This is a genomic window from Acinetobacter sp. YH12151 (assembly GCF_013418355.1).
GTDB classification, from domain to species: Bacteria; Pseudomonadota; Gammaproteobacteria; order Pseudomonadales; family Moraxellaceae; genus Acinetobacter; species Acinetobacter pseudolwoffii.
This window is the reverse complement of sequence record NZ_VPCG01000020.1, coordinates 33,374-58,540: the sequence shown is the minus strand read 5'-3', so window position 1 is coordinate 58,540 and position 25,167 is coordinate 33,374. Positions and strand designations below refer to the sequence as shown.

Sequence of the window (25,167 nt, the reverse complement as noted above, 5' to 3'; positions counted from 1 at the left end):
TTGATGCCATTTCTCTTTATATTGTTACTTAGACAGGTAGGACATTTGATTTGTAGCGTTATTTTCATACCTCTATTTTATCAAAAGCCATATTGTTTTTTTCAGCATACTTTTTGAAACACCACCATCGTTTAAGTACCAGTCGACCGTTGGGTGCTTTGCATTTTCAGAAGCCTAAATATCTGGATTTTAGTGTGGAAGCAGGACAATCCTATTTTATTAAATATGATGAAGAAAATATCAGCACGCGGCGTAGTGTCTCGGGGCCCTTCATGCTCATGCCGGAAAAGGTCGGTCTGAATGAAATTGCTTTTACTCAGCTTAAATCTCACAGTTTTAACTTTGTGGCGCAAGATCAGGAAACTGGCCAGATTCGCAAAAAAGCCCAGAAAATTGAACCAACTGCTTATGATCCATCATTAGATGTACAGTTGAAGGCACCTTTTAAACTTTGGGATCCGCGTACTTGGTAATGGAACATTTTCTAGAATAAATATAATAAAAAAGCACCGATAGAGGGTAATGTTGATCAGTTAAGGAGTTTAGAAATAGACTCTTTAATTTTTTAGTCATTCACAGCGGAGTATTAATTTTATAAATCAAATTCTTGTAAATTATTTGTTACTTTGGTTTCGCCCAAATGAGAAGCTTCGCAAGGAAGGCATCTTGCGGAGCAACACTCCTCATCCGCAAAACTCGTCAGCCACCATCGACTAGGGTCTGTTGACATTTTCTGTTCAAAAAAATAGCGAGAAAGTAAAATTTAATCGCCAAACCAAATTTACTTCTCGCTATGCCTCGTACAATGCTGAATGATCAACACTAGTCTAAGTTACTTTCTATTTTCCGAAATTTTGATATCTATTTCAAATCTAATTTGAGAAATTTTGTCGAAGCAATACTTTATAGAATAAGAACAGGCTGCCCATGGCGTGATTTGCCTAAAGAATTTGGTTCGTATAACTCAATCTTTAAAAAATATAATCGTTGGTGTAAAAATGATAAGCTAATGAAAATATTTAAATTAATTTCTTCAAGTACTGATATGGAATGGGTTTTTATTGATGGTAGTCATGTTCGGGCACACCAACATTCTGCTGGAATAAAAGATCAGGATATTTCTAAAAGCATTGGTGGAAATAGTTCTAAAATACACTTAGCTGTTGATGCGGATGGCAATCCAATCGAAATTATTATCTCCGATGGAACGATACATGATGTCAAGATTGCTCCCAAAATGATTGAAAAACTTGATTTGAGTGAAACGGAAGTATGTTGTGCAGACAAAGGATATGACTCTGAATCATTAAGAGAACAAATATCTGCGAAAAAAACTAAAGCGAATATTCCAAGAAAATCAAATACTCAGTCAAATAATGATCATATGGATTGGTATTTATATAAAATCAGACACTTAGTTGAGAATGCATTTTGTAGGTTAAAGCAGTTCAGAGGAATAGCAACACGATATGATAAGCTAAAGTGTAGCTATGAGGGGGCAGTTGCATTAGCTTGTATATTTATTTGGCTACCTTTATCGGGTAAATTCTATACTTGAAATGTCAACAGACCCTAGTAAGTTTGTCGCAGAAACAATCATTTTTAAATCTTGCGGTGCAATACACCTCATGCCTCAAACAGTTGCGGATGACTTTTCTATCTATCAGATATAATCATGAATTTGAAAAAGAAAATGCCAGTCAATTCCTTAACTGACTGGCATTACCGATAGAGGGTGCTTTTTTATTGCAGTCAAAATTAGCCTGCAGCAGCGTCCACGACTGGAATCTTACCAATTTTTGCTTGCCAGATTTTAGGTGCAGTGGCGTGAATAGATGTACCATTCACATCAACTGCGACAGAAACCGGCATATCTTTCACGACAAACTTGTAAATTGCTTCCATACCCAAGTCAGCAAAAGCCACCACTTCAGCTTCACGGATCGCTTTCGATACCAAGTAAGCAGCACCACCGACAGCCATCAGGTAAGTTGCCTGGTTGTCTTTAATGGCTTCAACGGCAGCAGGACCACGGTCTGCTTTACCGATCATGCCGAACATGCCAGTTGCTTCAAGGACTTGACGTGTGAATTTATCCATACGCGTAGCCGTTGTTGGACCAGCAGGGCCTACAACTTCATCACCGACTGGATCGACTGGACCGACGTAGTAGATAAACTTACCTTTCAGATCAACCGGAAGTTCTTCGCCATTGTTAAGCATGTCGACCATACGTTTATGTGCAGCGTCGCGACCAGTATAAATCGTACCGTTTAGAAGTAATGTATCACCTGGTTTCCAAGCATTCATTTCTTCTTGAGTAATTGTATCGAGGTCAACACGTTTAGAAGATGAAGAATCCCAAGTGACTTCAGGATAGTCTTCAAGTTTTGGTGCGATGATGTTGGCAACACCCGTACCATCAAGTGTGAAGTGTGCATGACGAGTCGCAGCACAGTTCGGGATCATACCGACTGGCTTACCCGCAGCATGACATGGATAATCTTTGATTTTAATATCAAGAACAGTGGTTAAACCGCCAAGACCTTGTGCGCCAATACCCAAAGCATTCACTTTTTCGAAGATTTCGATACGAAGTTCTTCAAGTTTAGATTGTGGACCACGACGAAGTAATTCGTCCATGTTGATCTCTTCCATCAATGCTTCTTTGGCAAGCATCATGGCTTTTTCAGCAGTACCACCGATCCCAATCCCGAGCATACCTGGTGGACACCAGCCTGCACCCATCGTTGGAACAGTTTTCAGTACCCAATCTACGATTGAATCAGATGGGTTCAACATTGCGAGTTTAGATTTATTTTCTGAACCGCCACCTTTGGCTGCTACAGTGATATCTACTTTATTACCAGGCACAAGCTTGTGGTAAATCACGGCAGGAGTGTTGTCTTTGGTATTCTTACGACCAAAAGCAGGATCGGCCAGAACTGATGCACGAAGCACGTTGGAGTTTTCTAAATAACCCTGACGTACGCCTTCATTGATTGCATCATCCAGGCCCATGGTTAAATCGAATTTAACATCCATGCCCACTTCAACAAATACGTTGACGATACCGGTATCTTGACAGATTGGGCGGTGGCCTTCTGCACACATGCGTGAGTTAATTAAGATTTGCGCGATCGCATCTTTAGCAGCTTTGTTCTCTTCACGATCATACGCACGGCTCATCGCTTGGATAAAGTCTTGTGGGTGATAGTAAGAAATGAACTGAAGCGCATCTTTAACCGATGTGATTAAGTCATCTTGCTTGATAATAGTTGTCATACAAATATCTCTTGAGCGGGCTGATAGCTAGCGGGCTAAATTATAAGACAAAAGAATCGGGTTGTGGGCATTTTGGGCGAGCATTGGCCGAAAGTTTATAGTTTAAGCAATCTGAAGGACGACTTGAGCAGCTCAGCGGGTCAAATATGACAGTAATCGGTCATATTTAGTGTCATATTTCAGATAAAAAATACGCATAATTTTGCTTATTCCGTATTAAGCGATTGAATTTTATTAATTATTTTAAATTTAATAAAAAACCAGATTGTCATATAACTGTCATAAAACTTTTACATAATGCAGCTATTGAAACGGGAGATCTTAACAATGGTTACAGGTATTTTAATGGCAAGTGGTTTTTGTGTATATATCGCTGCAACTTGGATGTACGGTCAGAAAGAAGATCAAGCCTAAGCTTTATCTTCTTTTTTATTTTAAGACATAAAAAATTAACCTATCTTCAAATCTTCAAATCTTCAAATCTTCAAATCTTCAAATCTTCAAATCTTCAAATCTTCAAATCTTCAAATCTTCAAATCTTCAAATCTTCAAATCTTCAAATCTTCAAATCTTCAAATCTTCAAATCCAGTTATAAAAATATTTGAAAACTCAAATTTAAAAAGCATCTCTCCTATAGCTTACTCAAGCCATGTTGACCATTTACATTTTTAACCCAGAAAAACTCAAAGCCTGAAAACCCTTACACATGTGGCATTTTTTATTGCTTAGACTGTTTCTCTCAACTTCTAGAAACAGGCAAGTAGAATGAACAATTTTAATGCAAGTGATATTAAAGAACATGCTTCAGTCATTGCTTCATGTGGTACTCAAGTCGGGAAGGTAGACCATTTAGAAGGTCAGGATTCAATTAAATTAACAAGAAGTGATGATGAAAATAATGAGCATCATCTGATTCCCTTGAGTTGGGTAAGCGAAATCAAAGACGATAGCGTAGTGCTCAATAAAACAGCAGAAGATGTGCGTAAAGAGTGGACCACCTTATAAAAAATTAAAGTCAGTGGACTGAAAAGCAGGGCTGTCTCAGCTTAATTTTTTATGTCACAGACTTTATTAGTAATCGTTGAAAATGCCAGTTCGAAAGACTGGCATTTATTATGCGTAGTTGATTCTTTTTTATTTGGTTTTGCATTCTGCCAGAAATGGATTTTGAGCCTGTATAATGATTTTATCTGAAAATTTCCCTTCATATTCAAAACCATTTTGTATGATTTTTAGCGTTTGAAAACCATATTTTTCCTAGGCACGACTTCCACCTAAATTATGTCCAAAGACTATCAAGCCTAAACTTTTGAGTTGTAATGGCTTAAAGAAAAACTCTTTGACCAACTTGAGCGCTTCACTGCCATAGCCTTGAGCTGTCCAAGTGATCGTTGAGATGGCAATACAAAATTCGGCATGTTGAGCACAAGATTGATTTCTAGAATTCAAAGTTTACCGATCATTTCATCATGATGGTTTAAACAAATCGCAAAGTCATAACGGGTTGGATCAGCCAAACAGCGCTGAATATGTGCCTGCATATCTTCAAGTGTAAAATGCCATTTCAAGCCGGTCATATAACGCATTTCATCGATTTGCGTGAGCGCTAAAAATGTGAGCAGATTTTCAACTTTCAGTAAGTGTAAGTAGATGCGATTCCATTTAAGATCAGTGCTGATTTGATGCTCTTTGAGAGCATTTTTTATTTTTAGAAACGTAATCGACAGATTATAGAATGTCCGACTTTAGAACAAAAATGATTAAAAAAACCACCCCATCTTGCGAGAGGGTGGTGAGTGCGGAGCTATTAAATTTATTGAGCCTGCTGTTCTGTCTGAATCGCGGTTAAGGCGATGGTAAATACAATATCATCGACCAAAGCACCACGAGACAGGTCATTCACCGGTTTGTTCAAGCCTTGCAGCATTGGCCCAACACTGACTACATTGGCAGCACGTTGCACAGCTTTATAAGTCGTATTACCCGTATTTAAATCCGGGAAAATAAAGACATTGGCACGTCCGGCCACTTGTGAATCTGGTGCTTTTTGACGGCCAACACTTTCAACCGAGGCAGCATCATATTGTAATGGCCCATCAATTAGCAGGTCAGGACGACGTTCTTTGGCGATTCGTGTTGCTTCAGCCACTTTCTCGACATCGGCACCCATACCTGAAGTTCCGGTAGAGTAAGAAATCATTGCAATCCGCGGGTCAATGCCAAAGGCTTTGGCAGAATCTGCCGATTGAATCGCAATCTCGGCCAGCTGCTCTGCATCTGGATCAGGATTAATCGCACAGTCGCCATAAACATAGACTTCATCTGGCAGCAACATAAAGAACACAGAAGAAACCAGTGAATAATCGGGTGCAGTCTTGATCAGCTGAAAGGCAGGACGTACGGTATTGGCCGTGGTATGTACCGCGCCAGAGACCAGACCATCAACCTGATCCAGCGCCAGCATCATGGTGCCGAGCACCACAGTGTCTTGCAACTGTTCACGCGCTTGCAGTTCGTTGAGTTTGCCTTTACGTAGCTCGACCATCTTGTCGATATAGTTGTCACGAATCAGATCTGGATCCAGAATTTCCAGATCTTCAGGCAATTCGATACCACGAGCTTTTGCCACTTCTAAAACAGATTCGGGATTGGCCAATAAAATACATTGTGCAATGCCACGCGACTGACAGATTGCTGCAGCTTGTATCGTACGTGGTTCATCACCTTCAGGTAATACAATACGTTTTTTGGCCGCAATCGATTTTTGTACCAGTTCATGCCGGAAGGCTGAAGGCGATAGACGTGGCTTATAAGAACCATTCAACATCTGACCGAGCCATTCCGGATTGATGTGACTCGAAACAAAGCGCGTGACCTGATCTGCACGTTCCGTATCATCTACTGGAATTTCATTGCTGAGATTTGTCAGTTTTTGTGCGGTTTCAAAGGTGCTAAGCGGTGTATGTAAAATTGGTAAACCTTGTTTGATGGCGGTCTGGCAAAATTCCAATACGTGATCATTTGGCTGATGATGTTCAGTTAGCACCAAGCCAGCCAAAGGAATACCATTGCTGCTGGCCAGACTGCTTGCCAATAACACATCAATCCGGTCAGATGCACTGATGATCAATTCACCTGCTACAAACTTATGCAATTCATGTTCAATATTGGCCGAAATCAGGCTGCTGTGCTGGACACGGCGCTGTTTCGCTTCGCCTTCATTAATCCAGTAGGCCTGAATATGTGCCGCCAGATCAGATATACGCGGCACACTTAAAGTTTTACTGAAAGGCACCAGTCCAATTACAGGTAACTTTTCTGAACCAATATGTGGATGGGTTTGCTGGATGGCACGAATAAATTGTGTGGTTTCTTCTGCAAGACGTAAATCCGGATCAAGCGTTACAGGAATCTGTGCAGATTCTTCAGGCAGACCTTTGGTTCGCATCAACAGGATGCCAGACAGGCGGGTTGAACTGGCGCCACCAAAGTTGCGAATCTGGTTTTCAACTTTATCGGCAGTCTGACCTGGCTGCTGGATATTGGCATTGCTGACCACAATCACTTTGGCATCCAAAGCCTGCGCCAGCGAGGCATTCAGATCATCGGCAAAACTGTCCTGAGCATTTGGCAATAGACCTTCGACAATAATCAGGTCATGCTGTCTGGCAATTTGACGATGCAGACGTACCGCTTCTTCCAGCAGTTCATCCTGTTCACCCAGATTAATCTGCTGCAAGACTTTGCTATAACGGATTGGTTCAACAGTTTCACTTTGAGAAATATGACGATACAAAGCCGTAGTACGGTCTTCGACTTCATTCAATTCCTGAGCAAAAGGTTTGAGAAAGCCAGCTTTAACCCCTTGGCATTCCAGTGCATAAATCAGGCCTAAACATGCAGAAGTTAAGCCTACGCCTTCCCCAGTGGGAACCAATAGAATCGTTTTCATAAGTTACGTCAGTCACACAATAATAAAAATCAGTTAAAAAGTGGCCCTGCTTGCTTATGCAAGCGCTACCTCAGCTTCAGACTTTTTTGCGTTTTTTTGCTCCACTTCAAGTTCTACAACGCTATGTACTTCTTGAGCGATACGACCTTCTTCGTCTGTTGGCACTACCCAGATTTGTGGACCTGTACCTGAATCGATACGGCCTTCAGTGCCACGTTTCAGGTCATTATTGGCACTTTTATCCAGGTTGAAGCCGAAGTGGGGCAGATAAGTCATGGTTTTTTCACGGATATAGGCAGAATTTTCGCCAATACCGCCAGTGAAGAACAAGCCATCAATACGTGGCAGACCACAGCTCAGTGCTGCCAGAGATTTGGCTAGACGGTAGCAGAATACTTCAATCGCCAATGCAGCATCTTCATTGCCTTGTTCCGATGCTTCAATCAGGGTACGCATGTCATTCGACAAATCAGACAGACCTAACAGACCGCTCTGGCTATTCAGCATCTTGTCAATTTTATAGATATCCCAACCCAGATTTTTTGCCAGGAAGCTGTGCAGGCTTGGGTCGACATCGCCACTGCGGGTGCCCATGACAATACCTTCAAGCGGGGTTAAGCCCATTGACGTATCTACACTTTTCCCATTCCACACGGCACAGGTCGAGCTGCCATTACCGAGATGTGCTGTTAACCAGCCGCCTTGTTTCAGGCTACCTGCCAGTTCAGAACCACGGTCTGAAACATAAGCATGGCTGGTGCCGTGGAAACCATAACGACGCACACCATGGGCTGTATATAAGAATTTTGGCAGGGCATAGCGATATGCATGTGCTGGCATGCTTTGATGGAATGCGGTATCAAATACTGCTATTTGCGGTAAGTCTGGGAACAAGCGTTTGGTGGCTTCAATGCCAATCAGATGTGCCGGATTGTGTAAGGGCGCAAGCGGCGTTGCTTCACGAATCTTTTCAATAATTTCATCATTGATCAATTCTGCTTTGGTCAGGCTGCCACCATGTACCACACGGTGACCAATCGCATCTGGGCGATAGTTAGCCAGACGCTCCAAACCAACTTCAAGGGCTTTTTTATGGTCGGCAAAAGGAATATGGATATCGACCGGTTCGTTACCGACAGTCACGCCTTTGATACGAGCATTCTCTGTGCCTAAATTCTCAGCTAAACCATGAATACGGAAGTTCTGTTCCTCAAGAAGTAATGCAAACTTGATTGAAGAAGAGCCACAATTAATAACTAATACTGATTTAGACACGATTGATTACCCGATTTTTAATTAAAATTCTCGTCCATTGACTTGATCCAGTGATCAGCAAAAAAGCACTAAGCTGAATCAATATTGATGTTTTAACATTTGTTTTTTTTCTGTCCTAGATAGACTTTAGCAGATTAGACTTAAGCATTATCGACCAGACTGACAATAATAACTAAAATTTATCAGTTCATAGTTTTCATTTATAAATAAAATGATGCTGAAAATATAATCAATAAAGCTGCCAAATTCTATTTTCAATGTCGTACTGGAACAGATTGCTTTCAGTTTAGTGCCTAAAACAGCAAATATGACTTATACATACAATTCTATACAGAGATTCATCAATAAAATGACCCAAAGGTTCTGATCCATTTCGGTTTTAATTTTTATATCCATAAAAAATCAGCCTTGCGAACAAAGCTGATTTTTAAAGTGATCATCTGAAATAGTTATTGGCGAATCTGACCATCACCAAATACGATCCATTTTTGTGAGGTCAGGCCTTCAAGACCAACCGGACCACGGGCATGAATTTTATCGGTTGAAATTCCGATTTCCGCGCCTAAGCCATATTCAAAACCATCAGCAAAGCGGGTCGAGGCATTGATCATCACCGAACTCGAATCGACACCGGCCAAAAATTCACGTGCCAGACTGTAATTTTCAGTAATGATCGAATCGGTATGATGTGAGCCATACTGATTAATATGTTCAATCGCTTCTTCTATGCCAGAAACCACTTTGATGGCCAGAATTGGGCCCAGATATTCGGTATACCAGTCTTCTTCAGTGGCCGCAATCACTGCATCAGCAAGAATGCGCTGGGTTTCTTTGCAACCACGGAGCTCTACTTTTTTCTCCTGATAAAGTTCTGCGATGCGGGGCAAGAACTCTTCAGCGACTTTTTCATCGACTAGCAAAGTTTCCATGGCATTACATACGCCATAGCGATGGGTTTTGGCATTTAAAGCAATGGGTAAGGCTTTTAACAGATCCGCCTGTGCTTCCACATAGATATGGCAATTACCATCCAAATGTTTGATCACCGGGACACGAGCTTCTTCAGTAATGCGCTCGATCAGGCTCTTGCCGCCACGAGGTACAATCACATCGACATATTCGGTCATGGTAATGAGCTGGCCGACTGCAGCACGATCAACGGTATTGATCACTTGTACTGCTGATTCTGGCAGGCCGGAAATTTTCAGCGCATGTTGAATTGCCGCGGCAATCGCCTGATTGGATTCCAGTGCTTCTGAACCGCCACGTAAAATAATCGCATTGCCTGATTTCAGCGCCAGTGAAGCCGCTTCCAGGGTCACGTTGGGACGTGATTCATAAATCATGCCGACCACACCCAAAGGTACACGCATCTTGCCCAGTTGAATGCCAGATGGGCGATAAGCCATATCGCTAATTTCACCAATCGGATCTTTCAGGCCAATCACATCTTTCAGGCCTTCTAACATACCTTTAAAGCGTGCGGGGTTGAGTTCTAAGCGATCAAGCAGGGCACTGTCCAGATTGTTATTATGCGCTTTGGTCATATCTTTCTGGTTGGCAGCCAAAATAGCCGGCTGGCTATTTTCCAAAGCCGTATAAATAGCCGATAGTGCGTTGTTTTTGGTTTGGGTGGACGCACGAGCCAAAATGCGAGAAGCCTGGCGTGCCTGCTGTCCTACTGTTTGCATATATTGTTCAATAGACTCTTGCATAGCGCTTTGATCACTTAGAAATTTCACTTCGATATTAACAGTCTGCTGCCGGACAATGAAGCCCATCTGTTAAAAATCATCCGTTTTCGCGGACTTCTAAACATTTTGAAATTGTTTTCTGTTTAAAAGCAGATAAGTGGTCGCTGAAGCGGTTGCTTGTGAAAAGCCGCTCTGTATAGAATGAAATAAGCGACATTGAAGTCATATATAATTATTAAAGAGCAGGATGCGTGTTCAGGCTCATCGGAATGTGTCTGAAGCATAAGATCTGTTAATCATGACTTTCACAATAAAAATAAGGCAAGGACGGAGGAAAAGGAAAATGAATTCCATTATCCACATGGATGCCCATGTATTGGATTCGCAAAGCCATTATGGTTTTTTTGATCTTTATGATAAGCACAGTTTTAAGCAGCCAGCACGAAGCACCTGGATGGATGGCTGGAAAATCGAATATATGGCGATTGCCCGTCCGGATACCTTGCATCTCAGGCCGATGGTGATCATTGGGGGCGCCTTCCAGAATTTTAATTCCTATAAATATTGTGTCGAACAGCTCTTCGCTGCCGGCCCGATCATTCTGATTGACTTGCCTTCGATGGGAGCCAACCAGCAGATCAGCAATGTGGATACTGGTCTGTCGGCTGGAACTCTGGAGCTTGAAGACCTTGCTGCCATGCTGGGGCAATGGCTGGAGCAGATGCAACTTCCTCAAGTTTCAATTTTAGGCATGTCCTTAGGCTCAGTAGTCGCCTCCTGTCTGGCAGACCAGCGCCCTGAACTGGTGGATCGGATGATCCTGATGGGCGTAATGCAGAAAACCCGCAAAAGCTGGCGCATGCTATTGGAAGAATCCTTGCATCTGATGAAAGAACAGCGCATGGATGAATTTGGTCAGGCGGTCATTTTATATCTGGTCAATCATGCCCGTCTCAAAGAAACCCGCATGTCACCAACAGCAAAGCGCTTATTCTTCAAGCAGATGTCAGAATTCACGGTGACCGAACAAGAGCGTTATGATATTAACTGCAACCGTCTATTGCGTCTGACCCACGTGCCGATTCCACAGTGCAAGGTTCTGGTGGCCTGTGGTCAATATGACAGTTTTACCTTGCCACATGAGAATGCCAATTTTGCCCTGCAATGTCCAAATATGCAGTATGTACAAATTGCCGGTGCTGACCATGTGCCTCAGTTGCAGCGCAGGAAAGAAACTATGCATCTGTTTGCCACCTTCTTGCGTGATGAAGCAGTCGAGCAGTTGCCGGGAATTATTCCGTTTAGCCGTGAACAGATGCAGCAGATTGAACGGCGCGGTGAAGAACGGATTTGTGTGCAACAGCCACAACGTTATTTGAGTCATCGTCATTCGGATCTGCTGTTGAATGTAGAAATTATCGACATGAATTTCTTTGGAGTATTGCTGGAGTTGGACGCAGGACAGACAGAGTGTGCCGCAGCTTATCCGCGTGATCTGGCCTTGCATCTGGAAGATGAAAACGGCGAGTTCAAGATCGAATGTCTGATCTTTGAACAGGATGAGACTCAAGTGCGAGCCCTGTTTAAACATGGCAGTTTTGAAGTGGCAGAACGTTTATTGGCTTTTGTGCAACAACAGAAAATCCTTCAGCAAGAAGACGCTTTCGATGCAGTGATTTAATCGGGGCTTAATAAAAAAACAGCGTCATTTAACGCTGTTTTTTTTCACTGCATGAATCATCCAGACCAGATCACCGAGATGTTCATCCTGCTCCGGTGTCAGATTTTGCTGACGAGGCTCGGCAAAATAACGTTGCGGTTGTTGTACCTCAACCTGATTGAAACCGGCATCTTGAAAAAAGTGCTGTAATTCTTGGGGGGTTTTAAAATGAAAGGTAAATGCACTGCGTGACATGAATTTAAGCAGACGGCTACAGCTCCAAATAAAATTCGCCAATTTATTTTTGACGGGTTCCGGGTAAATGTCGCTAAGGTAATGCAAGGCTGGAAAATGTCGTGCATTCTCTGCAATACCTTGCAACAGAATACGCAACATGCGTTGATCAAAGTAATTAATCAGCCCCTCATTAATTACCACCAAAGGTTGGTCGGGATCAAACATCTGAAAGATACAGTCCAACTCTTCACTAAAAATATCTGCAGTGAGCACTTCGGGAGCCTGCTGATCAATCTGCTGCAAGGCTTGGGTCTTGATTCTGGCCATGTCGGGAAGATCCAGTTCGCGATAATCAATCTCGGGAAATTTTTGCCTGAAATTCCAGCTACGTGGAGACAAACCGCAGGCAATTTCAAGAATCTGAAGTTGTGGATGTTGCTCGATCAACTGACACAGATGTTCATCAATCATCTGATGACGCTGCTTGAGTGTGGTACGCATACTGCCACCCACAGAGCGTTCTGCCCATACTTCGAGTGGATGTAGCAGTGTGGCCAGAAACTTGCCTTTAGTCGTGGCAAAGACCGGATGTGAGATTCCCATTTGATACCAGATATAGCCGGTATAATGTGCTGTAAAAGAAATATGGCGATGCTGCGAAAGTGATTTTGGCATAGGGTTCTGACCTTATTGTTATTTTAGTTGGGTGCTACAGAAGTAACGCCTTTTAACATCATAATAAAAAAGGAACACTTTGTCGTGTTCCTTTATCATCTTGATTGGATTTAAAAAGTTTCAGCTAGTCTGCTGCTTGAATACCAGTATTTCATCACGAATCTTGCGCCATTCATCACCCAGATCCAGTTCAGTGCCAATTTGAATCGCTGGAATTTGACCGCGCATACGTTCTAAACGTTCCTGATTTGGCAACGGCAGGTCGGCAATGCCTTCCAGTGCAATACATTGTGCTGCACGATCATTACAGACCAGCCCCATATCACACCCGGCTTTCAGTGCGGCCTGAATTCGGGCATCGGCACCGCCTGCCACACAGGCGGCCTGCATGCTTAAATCATCCGAGAACAGAACGCCGTCAAAACCGAGTTGCTGACGCAAAACTTTCTGAATCCAGAATTCCGAGAATCCGGCCGGATTGGGATCTACCTGACTATAAATCACATGCGCTGGCATTAAAGCATCGAGTTGCGGCTGTAACTGGATAAAGGTCTGCATGTCTTTTTGCTGAATGTCTTCATAGCTGCGCATATCAATGGCTGCGGCAACATGTGAATCCGCTTTGACTGAACCATGACCCGGGAAATGTTTACCGGTTGAGGCCATGCCGGCACGTTTCATCCCTTTTAAAAATGCGCTGGCCAGTGGAATAATATCTGAAATATTTCTGGCAAAGCTTCGGTCACCAATCACATCACTGATGTCGTTTAAATCCAGCACCGGCGCAAAACTGAAATCAATCCCGACAGCCAGTACTTCAATCGCCATCAGCCAGCCGCATTTTTCGGCCAAATCTAAAGCACGCTGCGAATCATGAGCATACAGTTCGCCAAATTTCCCCATCGCAGGGAGCAGGGTAAAGCCCTGTCTTAAGCGCTGCACACGTCCACCTTCCTGATCGACTGCAATCAAAATATCAGGACGAATCTGGCGCATGTGATCGGTTAAGGCACGGACTTGAGCCGCAGATTCGATGTTACGTCCAAATAAAATGACTCCACCGACTTGCGGCGCACCGAATAGTTCAATATCTTCTTGAGTCAGGGTTGTGCCTGCGATGTCGAGCATCAATGCGCCAATCATATGCGGAATCCGTTTTAGAATTTTTCCGGGAAACAATACCTGATTTCTGCAATGATTTGCTACACTTTGTCAGCACAGAATATGATAAAACTACACGACATAAACATATTAAGTTGTTTAAGATGCTGAATACTTTAAATTCTGGTCGAAAAGCAACACAGTCACATTGGTCTCTAGGCCAAGGAAGTACGAATTATTTATGAAATTTCAAACGATAGCTTGCGCCGTTGCGATTGCGACAGGTGGCTTCTTTTTTACCCATGTCGTGAATGATGCGATTGCAGCCAATAGTGCAGAAGTGGTCAGCAAAGCCATTCAGCCATCTCAGGAACAGGCATTGGTATCACGTCAACTGGCGACGCTGGTGGACCGTCAGCACTATTTGAATATGCGTCTGGATGCCCAGACTTCGCAGCGTATTTTCGATTTCTATATCGATAGTCTGGATCCGGAACATAGCTTATTTCTGGCACCAGAAGTTGAAAATTACAAGAAACGTTATGGGGCCAATTTCGGTGCTCACCTGAAAGCTGGCAATTTGTCGGGTTCTTATGAAATCCATGCGCAATATCGTCAGCGCCTGACTCAGTTCTATACTTATATGCTGGATGAGCTGAAAAAACCACAGAACCTGAATCAGCCAAATGTCTATATCGAAACGGATCGTGAAAAAGCACCATTCTTTAAAACTGAGGCTGAACAGCGCGCGCACTGGTCAAAAATGCTGGTGTCCCAGCTGATCAATCTAACCATCAGTAAAGAAGAAGAACAGGCCAAACAGAAAGCACTGAAGGCCAATCCAGAACTGGCCAATGGACAAGACCTTACCGGTCCTGAAGATCTGACGCCTGCACAAACCTTGACCAAGCGTTATACCCGTCAGCTGGAACGTGTCAGCCGGATCAAGAGTGATGATGTGCTCGACAAGACCTTGAATGCGATGATGCTGACCTATGATCCGCATAGTAATTATTTCCCGCCTGTAGATGCGATGGAGCTGAATCGTCAGACCACTTTGCAGCTCGAAGGGGTTGGGGTCTCGATTCGTCCTGAACGTGGCAATGAAGATTACACCAAGATTGAAACCATTGTCGAAGGTGGTCCTGCGAGTAAATCCGGTCAGGTGAAATCGGGTGATCGTATCATTGGTGTAGCCCAGGATGGCGAACAGATGGTCGATGTGATTGGCTGGCCAAGCAATGAAATTGTCGGTCTGATTCGCGGCAAGCGTGGCACTAAAGTCACTCTACGTTTACTCGGTGCAGGCGCGACCATGGGGCAGGCACGTAACGTGACCATTACCCGTGATGTGATTCAGGAAGAAGATGCCGGTGTGCGTACGCGTGTCGTCGACATTCAGCGCGATGGCAAGAAATATCAATATGGTGTGATTGAAATCCCGTCGTTCTACCTGAACTATCGTGCACGTCGTGCCGGTACAGATTATCGTTCAGTCTCTGAAGATACCAATAAGGCTTTAAAAGAACTGGCGGCCAAAAATGTTGCCGGGATTATTGTCGATTTGCGTAATAACCCGGGTGGCTCACTAGAAGAAGTGGCACGTATGTTGGGGCAGGTGATTAAATCTGGCCCAGTGGTGCAGATTCGTGATGGTAATGGCAATGTTAGCGTCTTTGAAGATGATGATGGCGGTGCACAAACCTATGCGGGTCCTTTGGCAGTAATGATCAATCTGGCCTCTGCCTCGGCCAGCGAAATTTACTCCGCAGCGATTCAGGATTATGAACGTGGGATTGTGATCGGCAGTACCACCACTGGTAAGGGTACGGCGCAGGTGCAACTGGATAGCTTGGCCCATGGTCAGGCGACACTGACACAGCGTAAATTCTACCGGGTGACTGGTGGTAGTACCCAGAATAAAGGGGTTGTGCCAGACATTAAACTGGTCGATATTTATAATGAAGAGTTTGGTGAGCGTAAGGCTAAAAATGCCTTGCAGTGGGATACCATTCCAACCGCACCGTTTAAACGTGAAGGTGCAGTACAGAAATATGTACCTGAATTGGCTAAACTTTCTCAGCAACGGGTCGTGCTGGATTCTCAGTTCAAGTATCTGGAACAGCGTAAGGCGGTGATGAAAAAAGCCGAGGAAGAAAAGCGTCAGGTACTGGACTTGCAACAGCGTAAAGCAGAGTTGATTGCCATGGAGCAAAAAACGCTGGAGGCAGAAAATACCCGCCGTATGGCTACAGGTCTTAAACCTTATCCGAACTGGGAAACTTATCAGGCTTCAATGGATGCACTGATTGAAACCCGTGCCAAAATGAAAGCCAAAGAGCGTCCGGCGCTTCCTGAAGAAGAAGCCTTTGTGATCGAAGCTGCACATGTGTTGCTGGATTATGCCAAGTTACAGGCCAAACAGTAACTTTTAAGCATGTCCATTTAAGTATCTAAGGATCTAAAAAAATAGCCTGTTTCGACAGGCTATTTTTTTATGATATCCGGCTATTTAAAAATCAGAATAAATTTTTCACATGAATTGCTAGCTGTCTAAATAAAAAGAAAAAAATTGTGACGGTGGTTGAATAAATAAACTGGAAAAATAGATTTAAACATTTGCTAAAATTTTCAAGACTCATAAGATAGAAGTCATATTTTATGCTGATGTTCATCATGATTTCAGAATCTGTTCTCGACCCTGAATTAAAAAAATATAAATTCTAATTTTATTTAAAACCAGAGGCTTTGCACAGCGACACATGTGCATTGCTTGTCAACTTTACGATTCTGACGGCTTTAAACTTGACCAGGTGGAAATAGAAATACACGTGAGGGGAATAATAACAATGATGACCAATACGGAACATTTTATATGATCCCTATTCAGCATGATATCAGTCTGGTCATCGGATCAACTCTCTTTGCTTTCGTCGCTGGCTATTTTTTGATGCCGATTCAAAAAATATGGTGGCGTGAGTCGCGAAGAAAATTTGCAACACTCATGCTATTTGCAACGGCCGCATTACTGGGGCTATTGATCTGGTCGATCCATTTCATTGGGATGACAGCAATTCATTTAAGTCATGTCTATCATTTTGATTTCAGCTGGATGTTGCTCTCTTATTTAAGTGTCTTTACGGCTTCTATTTTTACCCTCTGGTTAATGATCCAAAGCATCTGGTCATTTTCCCGAGTGGCTCTCGTGATCGTGGTGATGAGTCTCGGGGTCTCAGCCATGCACTATACAAGTAGTCTTAGGGCCAACTTTGAGAGAACAGAGATTACGCCAATCACAGAATCTTCACATGCGACTTATGATCTGTTGTTCGCGGTTGTGTTAATCAGTGCTCTGTTACTGATTGCCATGATTCGTCTGGTTCTCTCAGAATTGCGTCTGGCATCTCTGAATCGCCAACTGCGATGGGCCAATAAAGAGCTCGAAAATCAAAATATCCAGGATAATCTCACCAAATTACCCAACCGTTTATACCTGGCTGAATACGCAGATATCTTGTTTTCCAAGCAACAACATCAGCAGGAAATTGCCTTTTTATATATTGATCTGGATCGTTTTAAGGCGGTGAATGATGTGTTTGGTCATCAGGTCGGAGACCAGTTGCTGATTCAACTGACTGCGCGTATTCATCAGTTATGGGGTGACCGTTCCAAGCTGCTTAGAATTGGTGGTGATGAGTTCCTGATGGTGCTGGAAAATACGTCCGTCAGCAAAGCTTCAGAAATGTCAGAGCAGATTCTAAATCTGATTCAGGACAGCTTCCTGATTGATGGCAAAACCATTAATATTTCGGGCAGTATCGGAATCGCGATGTATCCGGAGCATGGCAAGAATCTGCAAGATTTACTGGTGAATGCCGATGCAGCAATGCTCAGTTCTAAATATCAGGGCCGCAATACCTATTCAGTCTTTAATTTTTCTTCTGATCAGCATGAATCCAAGAGCCAGAGCAAGCTGATTAATGATCTGTATAAAGCAGTTGAAGATCAGCAATTTGTACTGTTTTATCAGCCTAAATTTACCAGTGAACGAAAAATTTGTGGGGTAGAAGCCCTGATTCGCTGGCAGCATCCATTACATGGGTTACTGGGTCCCAATATGTTTATTCATGGCGCTGAGAAAACTGGGCTTATTATTCAGATGGGCTATTGGGCACTGGAGCAGGCTTGCAAACAGATCCAACTCTGGGAAAAAAATAATACCGACTTTTTCCCGATTGCCGTGAATTTGTCTGCGGTGCAGTTTGAGCATAAGCATCTATTAGCTAATCTGCAAAACCTGTTTAAACGCTATAAGATCAATCCGCAGCACTTGATGATCGAGATTACTGAATCGACCGCCATGCATTATATCGATGCCAGTATTCGTACCCTTGAACAATTACGTAATATCGGTATCCAGCTGGCGATTGATGATTTTGGAACCGGACATTCCAGCTTCTTATATCTAAAAAATCTGCCCGTGGATGAACTGAAAATTGATAAAGAGTTTATTCAGGATCTTAGCGTCGGCTCTAAAGAAGAAATGATTCTGGAAAGCATTATTCGGCTGGCGATTAAACTGGGTTTAAAAGTGACGGCTGAAGGCGTAGAAACCACGCTGCAAGCAGATATTTTGACTCGACTCGGTTGTCAGCAATTACAAGGTTATTTGCTGGCAAAGCCGATGCCAGTCGAGTCATTGGCAACACAGGATTTTCTGTCTTAATTTGAATTTTTATACGCTACTAATGCGGTATTAAATAGTACATTGAACCTATATTTAGTATTATTCAGCAGGCCAGTTGAATGACACAAACTCCCATATTTAAGCTTCATAACCGTATTGTTTCCGACTCAATCTGGGCTGAAAAATACCGCAATCAACAAGCATAGATCTTATAAATACTGTCATTTCCTTCAGCCGTGGGCATACTTATTGGCTTTAGAAATCTGCTACAATATTGCCAATTTTCATATTGATCGTTTTTGATCTTGAGCACTGCGGTTCTGCAGTAGGTATTTTCCATGAGTTTTAAAGATGAGTTAGCGGCGCAGGTCGCTCAGCGACGTACATTCGCCATTATTTCCCACCCCGATGCCGGTAAAACCACCATGACAGAAAAGCTGCTGTTATGGGGGCAGGCGATTCAGGTTGCAGGTATGGTGAAAAGCCGTAAGTCTGACCGGGCCGCTACATCGGACTGGATGGAAATGGAAAAAGAACGTGGCATCTCGATCACGACCTCGGTGATGCAGTTCCCGTTCAAAGACAAGATGATCAACCTGCTCGATACCCCGGGACATGAAGATTTCTCGGAAGATACCTATCGTACCTTAACCGCCGTCGACTCGGCATTAATGGTGATTGATGGTGCAAAAGGGGTGGAAGACCGGACCATTAAATTGATGGACGTGTGTCGTATGCGCGATACACCGATTATTTCTTTTGTTAACAAAATGGACCGTGAAATCCGTGAGCCACTCGAGCTTCTGGATGAAATCGAAAACGTTCTGAAAATTAAATGTGTTCCGATCACCTGGCCATTGGGTACGGGGCGTGATTTTGCCGGTGTATTTAATTTAATCGAAGAAAAATTCTACATTTACAAAACCGGTTTTGGTTCAACCATTCCTACAATCGAAATACGTGATGGTTATGACTATCCGGATCTTCGTGAGAAAGTTGGTGAGCTGGCGTGGGCTGCATTTGAAGAATCACTTGAACTGGTGCAAATGGCCAATGAGCCATTGGATCGTGAAGAATTTCTGGCAGGCCGTCAAACGCCGGTATTGTTCGGTACAGCCTTAGGTAACTTTGGGGTTGACCATGTGCTGGATGCCTTCAGTCAATATGCACCGCCGCCGAAGGCCCATCCTACTCAGGCTCGTGTTGTCGAAGCTGATGAAGAAGGCTTTAGCGGTTTTGTCTTTAAAATTCAGGCCAATATGGACCCGAAACATCGTGACCGTATTGCATTCATGCGAATTTGTTCAGGTAAATATGAAAAAGGCCTGAAAATGAAGCATGTACGTCTGGATAAAGATGTGCGGATTAGTGATGCCTTAACCTTCCTGGCCGGTGACCGCCAGCATCTGGAAGAAGCGTGGCCGGGCGATATTATCGGACTGCATAACCACGGCACCATTCAGATTGGTGATACCTTTACTTCAGGTGAAAAGCTACAGTTCACAGGTATTCCGCACTTTGCACCAGAAATGTTCCGCCGTGTACGCTTAAAAGATCCTTTGAAATCGAAACAGTTGCAAAAGGGCCTGAAAGAGTTGTCTGAAGAAGGTGCAACACAGGTATTTATGCCACAGCATAATAATGACCTGATCGTGGGTGCAGTGGGCGTACTTCAGTTTGAAGTGGTGGCGTATCGTTTGAAAGAAGAATATAAAGTTGACTGTGTTTACGAACCCGTGAACATCAATACTGTTCGTTGGGTGTCTTGTGATGACGAGAAAAAATTTAACGAATTTAAGAAAAAAGCCCACGACCAGTTGTCAGTCGATGGCGGTGGTCACTTGACTTATCTTGCGCCAAGCCGAGTGAATTTACAGCTCATGCAAGAACGTTATCCGGACATCGTGTTCCATAATACGCGCGAACACTAAACTTTCAGGTATTCAAATATCGTCTAAAAATATCAAACAGCTTCTCCGGAAGCTGTTTTGTTTTATGTTACATTTAAACTATTCATAACCTGATAGATTGTTTAAAAATGAAGTTCAGCAAGGAAGCCACCCTCGGTGCTGTCATTGGTTTAAGTCTTGTCCTGAGTGGCTGTGATAAAAGCGAAAAAGAACCGGAACTTGACCAGCCGGATGGAAAAACAACCCCAGTTAAGCAAAGTGCCAGTATTTTGCCTTACCTGAATATTCAAGAACAACCGGCCAAGATCGCCTTGCCATTTTGTGAAACCAAAAACTGTATTAATGTCGATATCCAGACTTTATATACGGCTGATCCATGGATGAATCACTGGATCGAAAAACAGCAGGCCAAGGTAATTCAGGATCAAATTGGCTTAAAACAGGATATGAGTTTACAACAGGCGATGAATGCCTATGTGAAAAAATCGGATGCCTGGCAGGCTCAACTCCAGCTCAATCAGGCTTATGAATTATCGCTGTATACCCGCATTCCCTATCAGCGTAATCAATATGTCTTGCTGCAAATTGGTATTGATAGTAAACAGGAAAATATCAGTGTGTATGAGCGCTATTATTTTTTTGTAGCCGATCGTCAACAGCAAAAAATGCTGACTCCACTGGATATTATCGATCCCAAACAACAGTTGTTAATGGATCAGATCATTCAAACCGCTTATGAAAAATGGTTAAAAGACAATAATCACGAGGTTCAGCAGCAAGCACCGAAAAAACTGTATTGGGGGCAGGCTGAGTGGTTCTTCGATCAGGAAGGGATTGGTCTGCATTATCGTAGTCATGACATTAGCAAAGATGCCAAACAACTGGATATCTATTTAACAAAAGAACAAACACAACAGGTCTTGAAAGCCGAAGTCTATCGGAATATGTTCTAAAGGTCGTAATCCTCTCAGGATTAATTACACGTTTTGAAAAGGGTAATGAATGCCAAAATATAAGAATATTTTTTGTCTATCGATACTGGCATCCGCAGTTTTACTGAGTGCATGTCAGCCGAAGAGCAATGAGCCGAAAGAGCCGACTTCTCCTGAAGTGGTACAAACCGAGCCAGAAGTCCTGAAACTTAGTGGTGATACCGAAAAACTCAAGCTGGTGATTCCAGAGTGTGAGGGTAAAAACTGTCCGGAAATTTCGATTGAACGCCTGAACAGTAATCAGCGCTTTATTGATGAATGGATCGATCAGCAGATTTTGCAACAGTTAAAAAATATCCTGTCTGTCGATGCGATTGAGCCGGCAAAAGCCACTGCTGCCAGTGAAGCCGAAGTGGCTGCTTCTGAACCAAAAACAGCCTTGTCGACGGTCACTACACCAAAACAGCAGCTTGAGCAGCAAATTCAGCCTTCTATGCAGACCTTCTTGAATCTGGACAAGGAGCTCAAAGCACTGAGTGCCAGTCATAGCATTAGCCTGATGATTAAGCCCAAGATTCTGAATTCGGGTGATCCATTGGCGACTGTGGTGCTAAACAGTAGCCATTATCTGGGAGGTGCGCACGGAGCATCTGCACAGCGCTATTATAATTTTGATCTTGAACAGCAAACACTGGTCAAGCTGGATGACATTATTGCCGAGAAGCAAAAAGCCAAACTCGAAGCACAGGCGTATGAGGCTTTTAAAGTCTGGGTCATGGAGTCCAAGCTGGCAAAAGATGTCGCTGAATATGAACAGGCCTGGAAGTTCATACTGACCGATAATTTTTATCTGGCCAAAGAAGGTTTGATCTTACAATATGCCGAATATGAAATCGGACCTTATGTGGTGGGTTTGCCGCGCTTAATGATTCCTTATGCGCAGCTACAAGGCGTGCTAAAACCGCAATATCTGCTGCAAGCTGAAACAGCAGCCTCTGAGGCACAGCCAGCGTTAGCATCTAAAGCCGAATGAAGTTAAAACTGTTCGATACGCATACCCATTTTGATGTTCCCGATTTTGATCCTGATCGGGAACATCTGGCCTATGCGGCCAAAGCGGTAGGTGTGGAACATCTGGTTCTAATTGGCTTTTTGCAAAACCGCTTTCAGGATTTGTTAAAAACCCATCGTTTTATCAATGGCTTGAAAGATGCACCGCATAGCCATTTGGCACCCGGCTTGCATCCGTTTTATATTGAACAGCATCAGGCTGAACATTTACATGATTTAGAGCAGCTGCTTAGAAATGAACAATGCATTGCCATTGGTGAAATCGGTCTCGACACATTTTTAAAGCAGCATAAACAACCTGAAATTTTTCAAAAGCAGCAAGATTTTTTCGCTGCACAAATTGAACTGGCACAACAATTTGATAAGCCGATTTTGCTGCATATCCGTAAATCACATGCAGAAGTTTTACAAATTTTAAAACAGCATCAGTTTAAACAGGGTGGAATCGCACATGCCTTTGGCGGAGGTGTTGAGGAAGCCAAGGCTTTTGTCAAGTTGGGGTTTAAACTGGGAGTCACCGGACAGATTACCAATCCGAATGCCAGAAAACTGCATCAGGTGGTACAGGCAGTCGGTGCAGAACATCTGGTGCTGGAAACCGATTGTCCGGATATGACGCCGTTATGCTGTCAACAGTCAGGTGAGCAACGTACCCGCAATACACCTGCCAACTTGCCTTATGTACTGGAAGGTTTGGCACAAAGCTTAGGGCAAGATCAAGCCAAATTGGCACAGCAACTCTGGCAGAATACCCATCAGGTTTTGAATTTGGCCGATGAATAATGCCGGTTTTTATTGCTCGGCTGTATCTGCTGTAATTTGGTATCTGTTAAAAAAAGATGCATTATGCAATTTCTAAAATGCCTCAGACTTGGCATCATGCATATATATTCTTTTAGGTGAGATTCACATGGCACAAGGACTTTTGGCGGGTAAGCGCTTCTTGATCGCGGGTATTGCGAGTAAATTATCCATTGCTTTTGGTATTGCTCAGGCATTACATCGTGAAGGTGCTGAATTGGCTTTTACTTATCCAAATGAAAAGCTGAAAAAGCGGGTAGATGACTTTGCTGAACAGTTTGGTTCAAAACTGGTTTTTCCTTGTGATGTGGCGGTAGATGCTGATATTGATAATGCATTTGCTGAGCTGGCAAAACACTGGGATGGTCTGGACGGCGTGGTGCATTCTATCGGTTTCGCACCGGCGCATACTTTGGATGGTGACTTTACCGAAATCACAGACCGCGAAGGTTTCAATATTGCACATGACATCAGTGCCTATAGCTTTATCGCGATGGCACGTGCGGCAAAGCCTTTGCTACAAGTCCGTCAAGGTTGCCTGTTAACGCTAACTTATCAAGGTTCTGAGCGCGTAATGCCGAACTATAACGTGATGGGTATGGCCAAAGCCTCTTTAGAAGCCGGTGTTCGTTATTTAGCTTCGAGCTTGGGTCAGGAAGGTATTCGTGTCAATGCCATCTCTGCGGGTCCAATCCGTACTCTGGCTGCTTCAGGCATTAAATCATTCCGTAAAATGCTCGACTTAAATGAAAAAGTTGCGCCATTAAAACGTAATGTAACGATTGAAGATGTCGGCAATGCAGCATTATTCCTGTGCTCGCCATGGGCCAATGGCATTACCGGTGAAATCCTGTATGTCGATGCCGGTTTCAATACCGTGGGTATGAGCGCTGATTTAATGGCGGATGCGGAATAAAAGTCTATTCTCTGCCGTGGGGGGGAAGAGTTCCTCCCTTTTTTAAAGGAAGGTTAGGAGGGATTATTTTTCTTTAATCTTGCTAAACCCTTTCTTTAAAAAAAGAGTAAATGAGCAAAATCCCCTCATTCCCCCTTTGATAAAGGGGGAGTTCACTCAAGGCCATAAAAAAGACCGCATAAGCGGTCTTTTTTAGATTTGCAGGACAGCGATTAAGCCTGACCATCTACAGCGGCAGTTTGTGCACGTTGCATATTGGCTTCAAATTCAGCATCGAAGTTGATTGGGGTAAGCAGCAACTGTGGGAAGCTACCTTTAGTCACCATATCATTCACTGCTTCACGCAGGAACGGGAACAGAATGTTCGGGCAGTATGCGCCCAGGATGTATGGAAGACGCTCTTCTTCAACGCCATCTACCAAGAAGATACCGGCTTGAGTCACGTCGACGATAAAAGCAGTATCACCTTCATTGGTCGCTTGAACAACGACTTTTAAAGCCACTTCAAAATGAGTCTCATCAATTTTTTCTGCAGAAGAAGAAAGGTTGATGTTGAGCTCAGGTTGCCATTGCTTGGTAAAAACTTGTGCCCCAGGAACCTCAAAAGAAATATCTTTGGTGTAAATACGCTCTAATGCCAATTGTGGTTGAGCTTGTTGTTCTTCACTCATTCTTTGATCCTTAATATAAAGTGATGATTTTAGTAGAATTAAGCCAGTAATTCATCAAGTTTGCCTTCACGCTCTAAAGCATAAAGCTGGTCGAAACCACCGATGAATTGATCCTTAATAAAAATTTGTGGCACAGTGCGGTGATTGGTACGCTGCATCAATTCAAGACGTACTTCAGGTGCTTCTTGAGATAGATTAATTTCTTTATATGCGACACCTTTGCGCTCAAGCAACTGTTTTGCACGCACGCAATAAGGACACACAGTCGTTGAATAAACAATAACGTCAGCCATGATCAA

At 43.3% G+C, this 25,167-nt stretch carries 19 protein-coding genes and 1 pseudogene; 11 read left to right on the top strand and 9 right to left on the bottom strand.

The genetic code is table 11. The annotated features are described in order from the left end of the window. Positions 1-125 precede the first annotated feature (125 nt). Together FTU82_RS09200 and FTU82_RS09195 are read left to right on the top strand one after the other, a co-directional pair. Positions 126-473: pseudogene (locus FTU82_RS09200) on the top strand (hypothetical protein); the annotation flags it as partial. A 368-nt stretch (positions 474-841) separates the two neighbouring features. Further along, a complete protein-coding gene (locus FTU82_RS09195) occupies positions 842-1,558 on the top strand; it encodes an IS5 family transposase (RefSeq protein ID WP_373683715.1) in 717 nt (238 codons plus the stop codon). Between the two features lie 200 nt (positions 1,559-1,758). Here FTU82_RS09195 and FTU82_RS09190 read toward each other — a convergent pair whose 3' ends face one another. Next, a complete protein-coding gene (locus tag FTU82_RS09190) occupies positions 1,759-3,285 on the bottom strand; it encodes a fumarate hydratase (protein WP_074384007.1) in 1,527 nt (508 codons plus the stop codon). Positions 3,286-4,051: 766 nt separating this feature from the next. On the opposite strand from FTU82_RS09190, the gene FTU82_RS09185 reads away from it, so the two are divergent. After that, a complete protein-coding gene (locus tag FTU82_RS09185) occupies positions 4,052-4,291 on the top strand; it encodes a DUF2171 domain-containing protein (RefSeq protein ID WP_005095591.1) in 240 nt (79 codons plus the stop codon). 440 nt (positions 4,292-4,731) lie between these two features. Here the strand turns inward: FTU82_RS09185 and FTU82_RS09180 are convergent, their stop codons facing one another. The 4 genes from FTU82_RS09180 to FTU82_RS09165 form a co-directional block, all read right to left on the bottom strand. Then, on the bottom strand, positions 4,732-4,872 hold the full coding sequence (locus FTU82_RS09180; RefSeq protein WP_157799602.1) for a hypothetical protein: 141 nt from the start codon (positions 4,870-4,872) through the stop codon (positions 4,732-4,734). 227 nt (positions 4,873-5,099) lie between these two features. Then, a complete protein-coding gene (gene pta, locus FTU82_RS09175) occupies positions 5,100-7,238 on the bottom strand; it encodes a phosphate acetyltransferase (protein WP_180001556.1) in 2,139 nt (712 codons plus the stop codon). 54 nt (positions 7,239-7,292) lie between these two features. Then, entirely contained in the window at positions 7,293-8,513 is a 1,221-nt protein-coding gene (locus FTU82_RS09170; RefSeq protein WP_005172750.1) for an acetate/propionate family kinase, read from the bottom strand. 449 nt (positions 8,514-8,962) lie between these two features. Then, entirely contained in the window at positions 8,963-10,228 is a 1,266-nt protein-coding gene (locus FTU82_RS09165) for a glutamate-5-semialdehyde dehydrogenase (protein ID WP_034609142.1), read from the bottom strand. Positions 10,229-10,550: 322 nt separating this feature from the next. Between FTU82_RS09165 and FTU82_RS09160 the strand changes: the two genes are divergently transcribed. After that, the gene (locus FTU82_RS09160) at positions 10,551-11,888 is read left to right on the top strand and encodes an alpha/beta fold hydrolase (RefSeq protein ID WP_005172747.1); all 1,338 of its coding nucleotides are present in this window, start codon (positions 10,551-10,553) and stop codon (positions 11,886-11,888) included. A 24-nt stretch (positions 11,889-11,912) separates the two neighbouring features. Here FTU82_RS09160 and FTU82_RS09155 read toward each other — a convergent pair whose 3' ends face one another. Continuing rightward, a complete protein-coding gene (locus FTU82_RS09155; protein WP_005172745.1) occupies positions 11,913-12,779 on the bottom strand; it encodes a class I SAM-dependent methyltransferase in 867 nt (288 codons plus the stop codon). A gap of 120 nt (positions 12,780-12,899) precedes the next feature. Then, on the bottom strand, positions 12,900-13,922 hold the full coding sequence (gene nagZ / locus FTU82_RS09150; protein WP_005172743.1) for a beta-N-acetylhexosaminidase: 1,023 nt from the start codon (positions 13,920-13,922) through the stop codon (positions 12,900-12,902). Between the two features lie 199 nt (positions 13,923-14,121). Here nagZ and FTU82_RS09145 point away from each other — a divergent pair, with 199 nt between their 5' ends. From FTU82_RS09145 to FTU82_RS09115, 7 genes are all read left to right on the top strand, one after another. Continuing rightward, positions 14,122-16,308, top strand: coding sequence for a carboxy terminal-processing peptidase (locus FTU82_RS09145; RefSeq protein ID WP_100329248.1), 2,187 nt, complete (start codon positions 14,122-14,124; stop codon positions 16,306-16,308). A 447-nt stretch (positions 16,309-16,755) separates the two neighbouring features. After that, the gene (locus FTU82_RS09140; protein WP_180096753.1) at positions 16,756-18,606 is read left to right on the top strand and encodes a bifunctional diguanylate cyclase/phosphodiesterase; all 1,851 of its coding nucleotides are present in this window, start codon (positions 16,756-16,758) and stop codon (positions 18,604-18,606) included. Positions 18,607-18,905: 299 nt separating this feature from the next. After that, on the top strand, positions 18,906-20,498 hold the full coding sequence (locus FTU82_RS09135) for a peptide chain release factor 3 (protein WP_005095608.1): 1,593 nt from the start codon (positions 18,906-18,908) through the stop codon (positions 20,496-20,498). A gap of 107 nt (positions 20,499-20,605) precedes the next feature. After that, entirely contained in the window at positions 20,606-21,430 is an 825-nt protein-coding gene (locus FTU82_RS09130; protein WP_180001554.1) for a hypothetical protein, read from the top strand. A 49-nt stretch (positions 21,431-21,479) separates the two neighbouring features. Continuing rightward, on the top strand, positions 21,480-22,442 hold the full coding sequence (locus tag FTU82_RS09125) for an RsiV family protein (protein WP_180001553.1): 963 nt from the start codon (positions 21,480-21,482) through the stop codon (positions 22,440-22,442). Next, positions 22,439-23,263 carry a TatD family hydrolase gene (locus tag FTU82_RS09120; protein WP_180001552.1) on the top strand — a complete coding sequence of 275 codons (825 nt, stop codon included), beginning with the start codon at positions 22,439-22,441 and terminating at the stop codon, positions 23,261-23,263. The genes FTU82_RS09125 and FTU82_RS09120 overlap by 4 nt, the downstream gene beginning before the upstream one ends. 127 nt (positions 23,264-23,390) lie before the next feature. Further along, positions 23,391-24,197 carry an enoyl-ACP reductase gene (locus tag FTU82_RS09115; RefSeq protein ID WP_005095616.1) on the top strand — a complete coding sequence of 269 codons (807 nt, stop codon included), beginning with the start codon at positions 23,391-23,393 and terminating at the stop codon, positions 24,195-24,197. A gap of 212 nt (positions 24,198-24,409) precedes the next feature. Here the strand turns inward: FTU82_RS09115 and secB are convergent, their stop codons facing one another. Next, a complete protein-coding gene (gene secB / locus FTU82_RS09110) occupies positions 24,410-24,868 on the bottom strand; it encodes a protein-export chaperone SecB (RefSeq protein ID WP_004278389.1) in 459 nt (152 codons plus the stop codon). A 38-nt stretch (positions 24,869-24,906) separates the two neighbouring features. Then, positions 24,907-25,164 (bottom strand): glutaredoxin 3, encoded by a 258-nt coding sequence (gene grxC, locus FTU82_RS09105; protein ID WP_100329331.1) that lies wholly within the window; start codon positions 25,162-25,164, stop codon positions 24,907-24,909. Between the last annotated feature and the right edge of the window lie 3 nt (positions 25,165-25,167).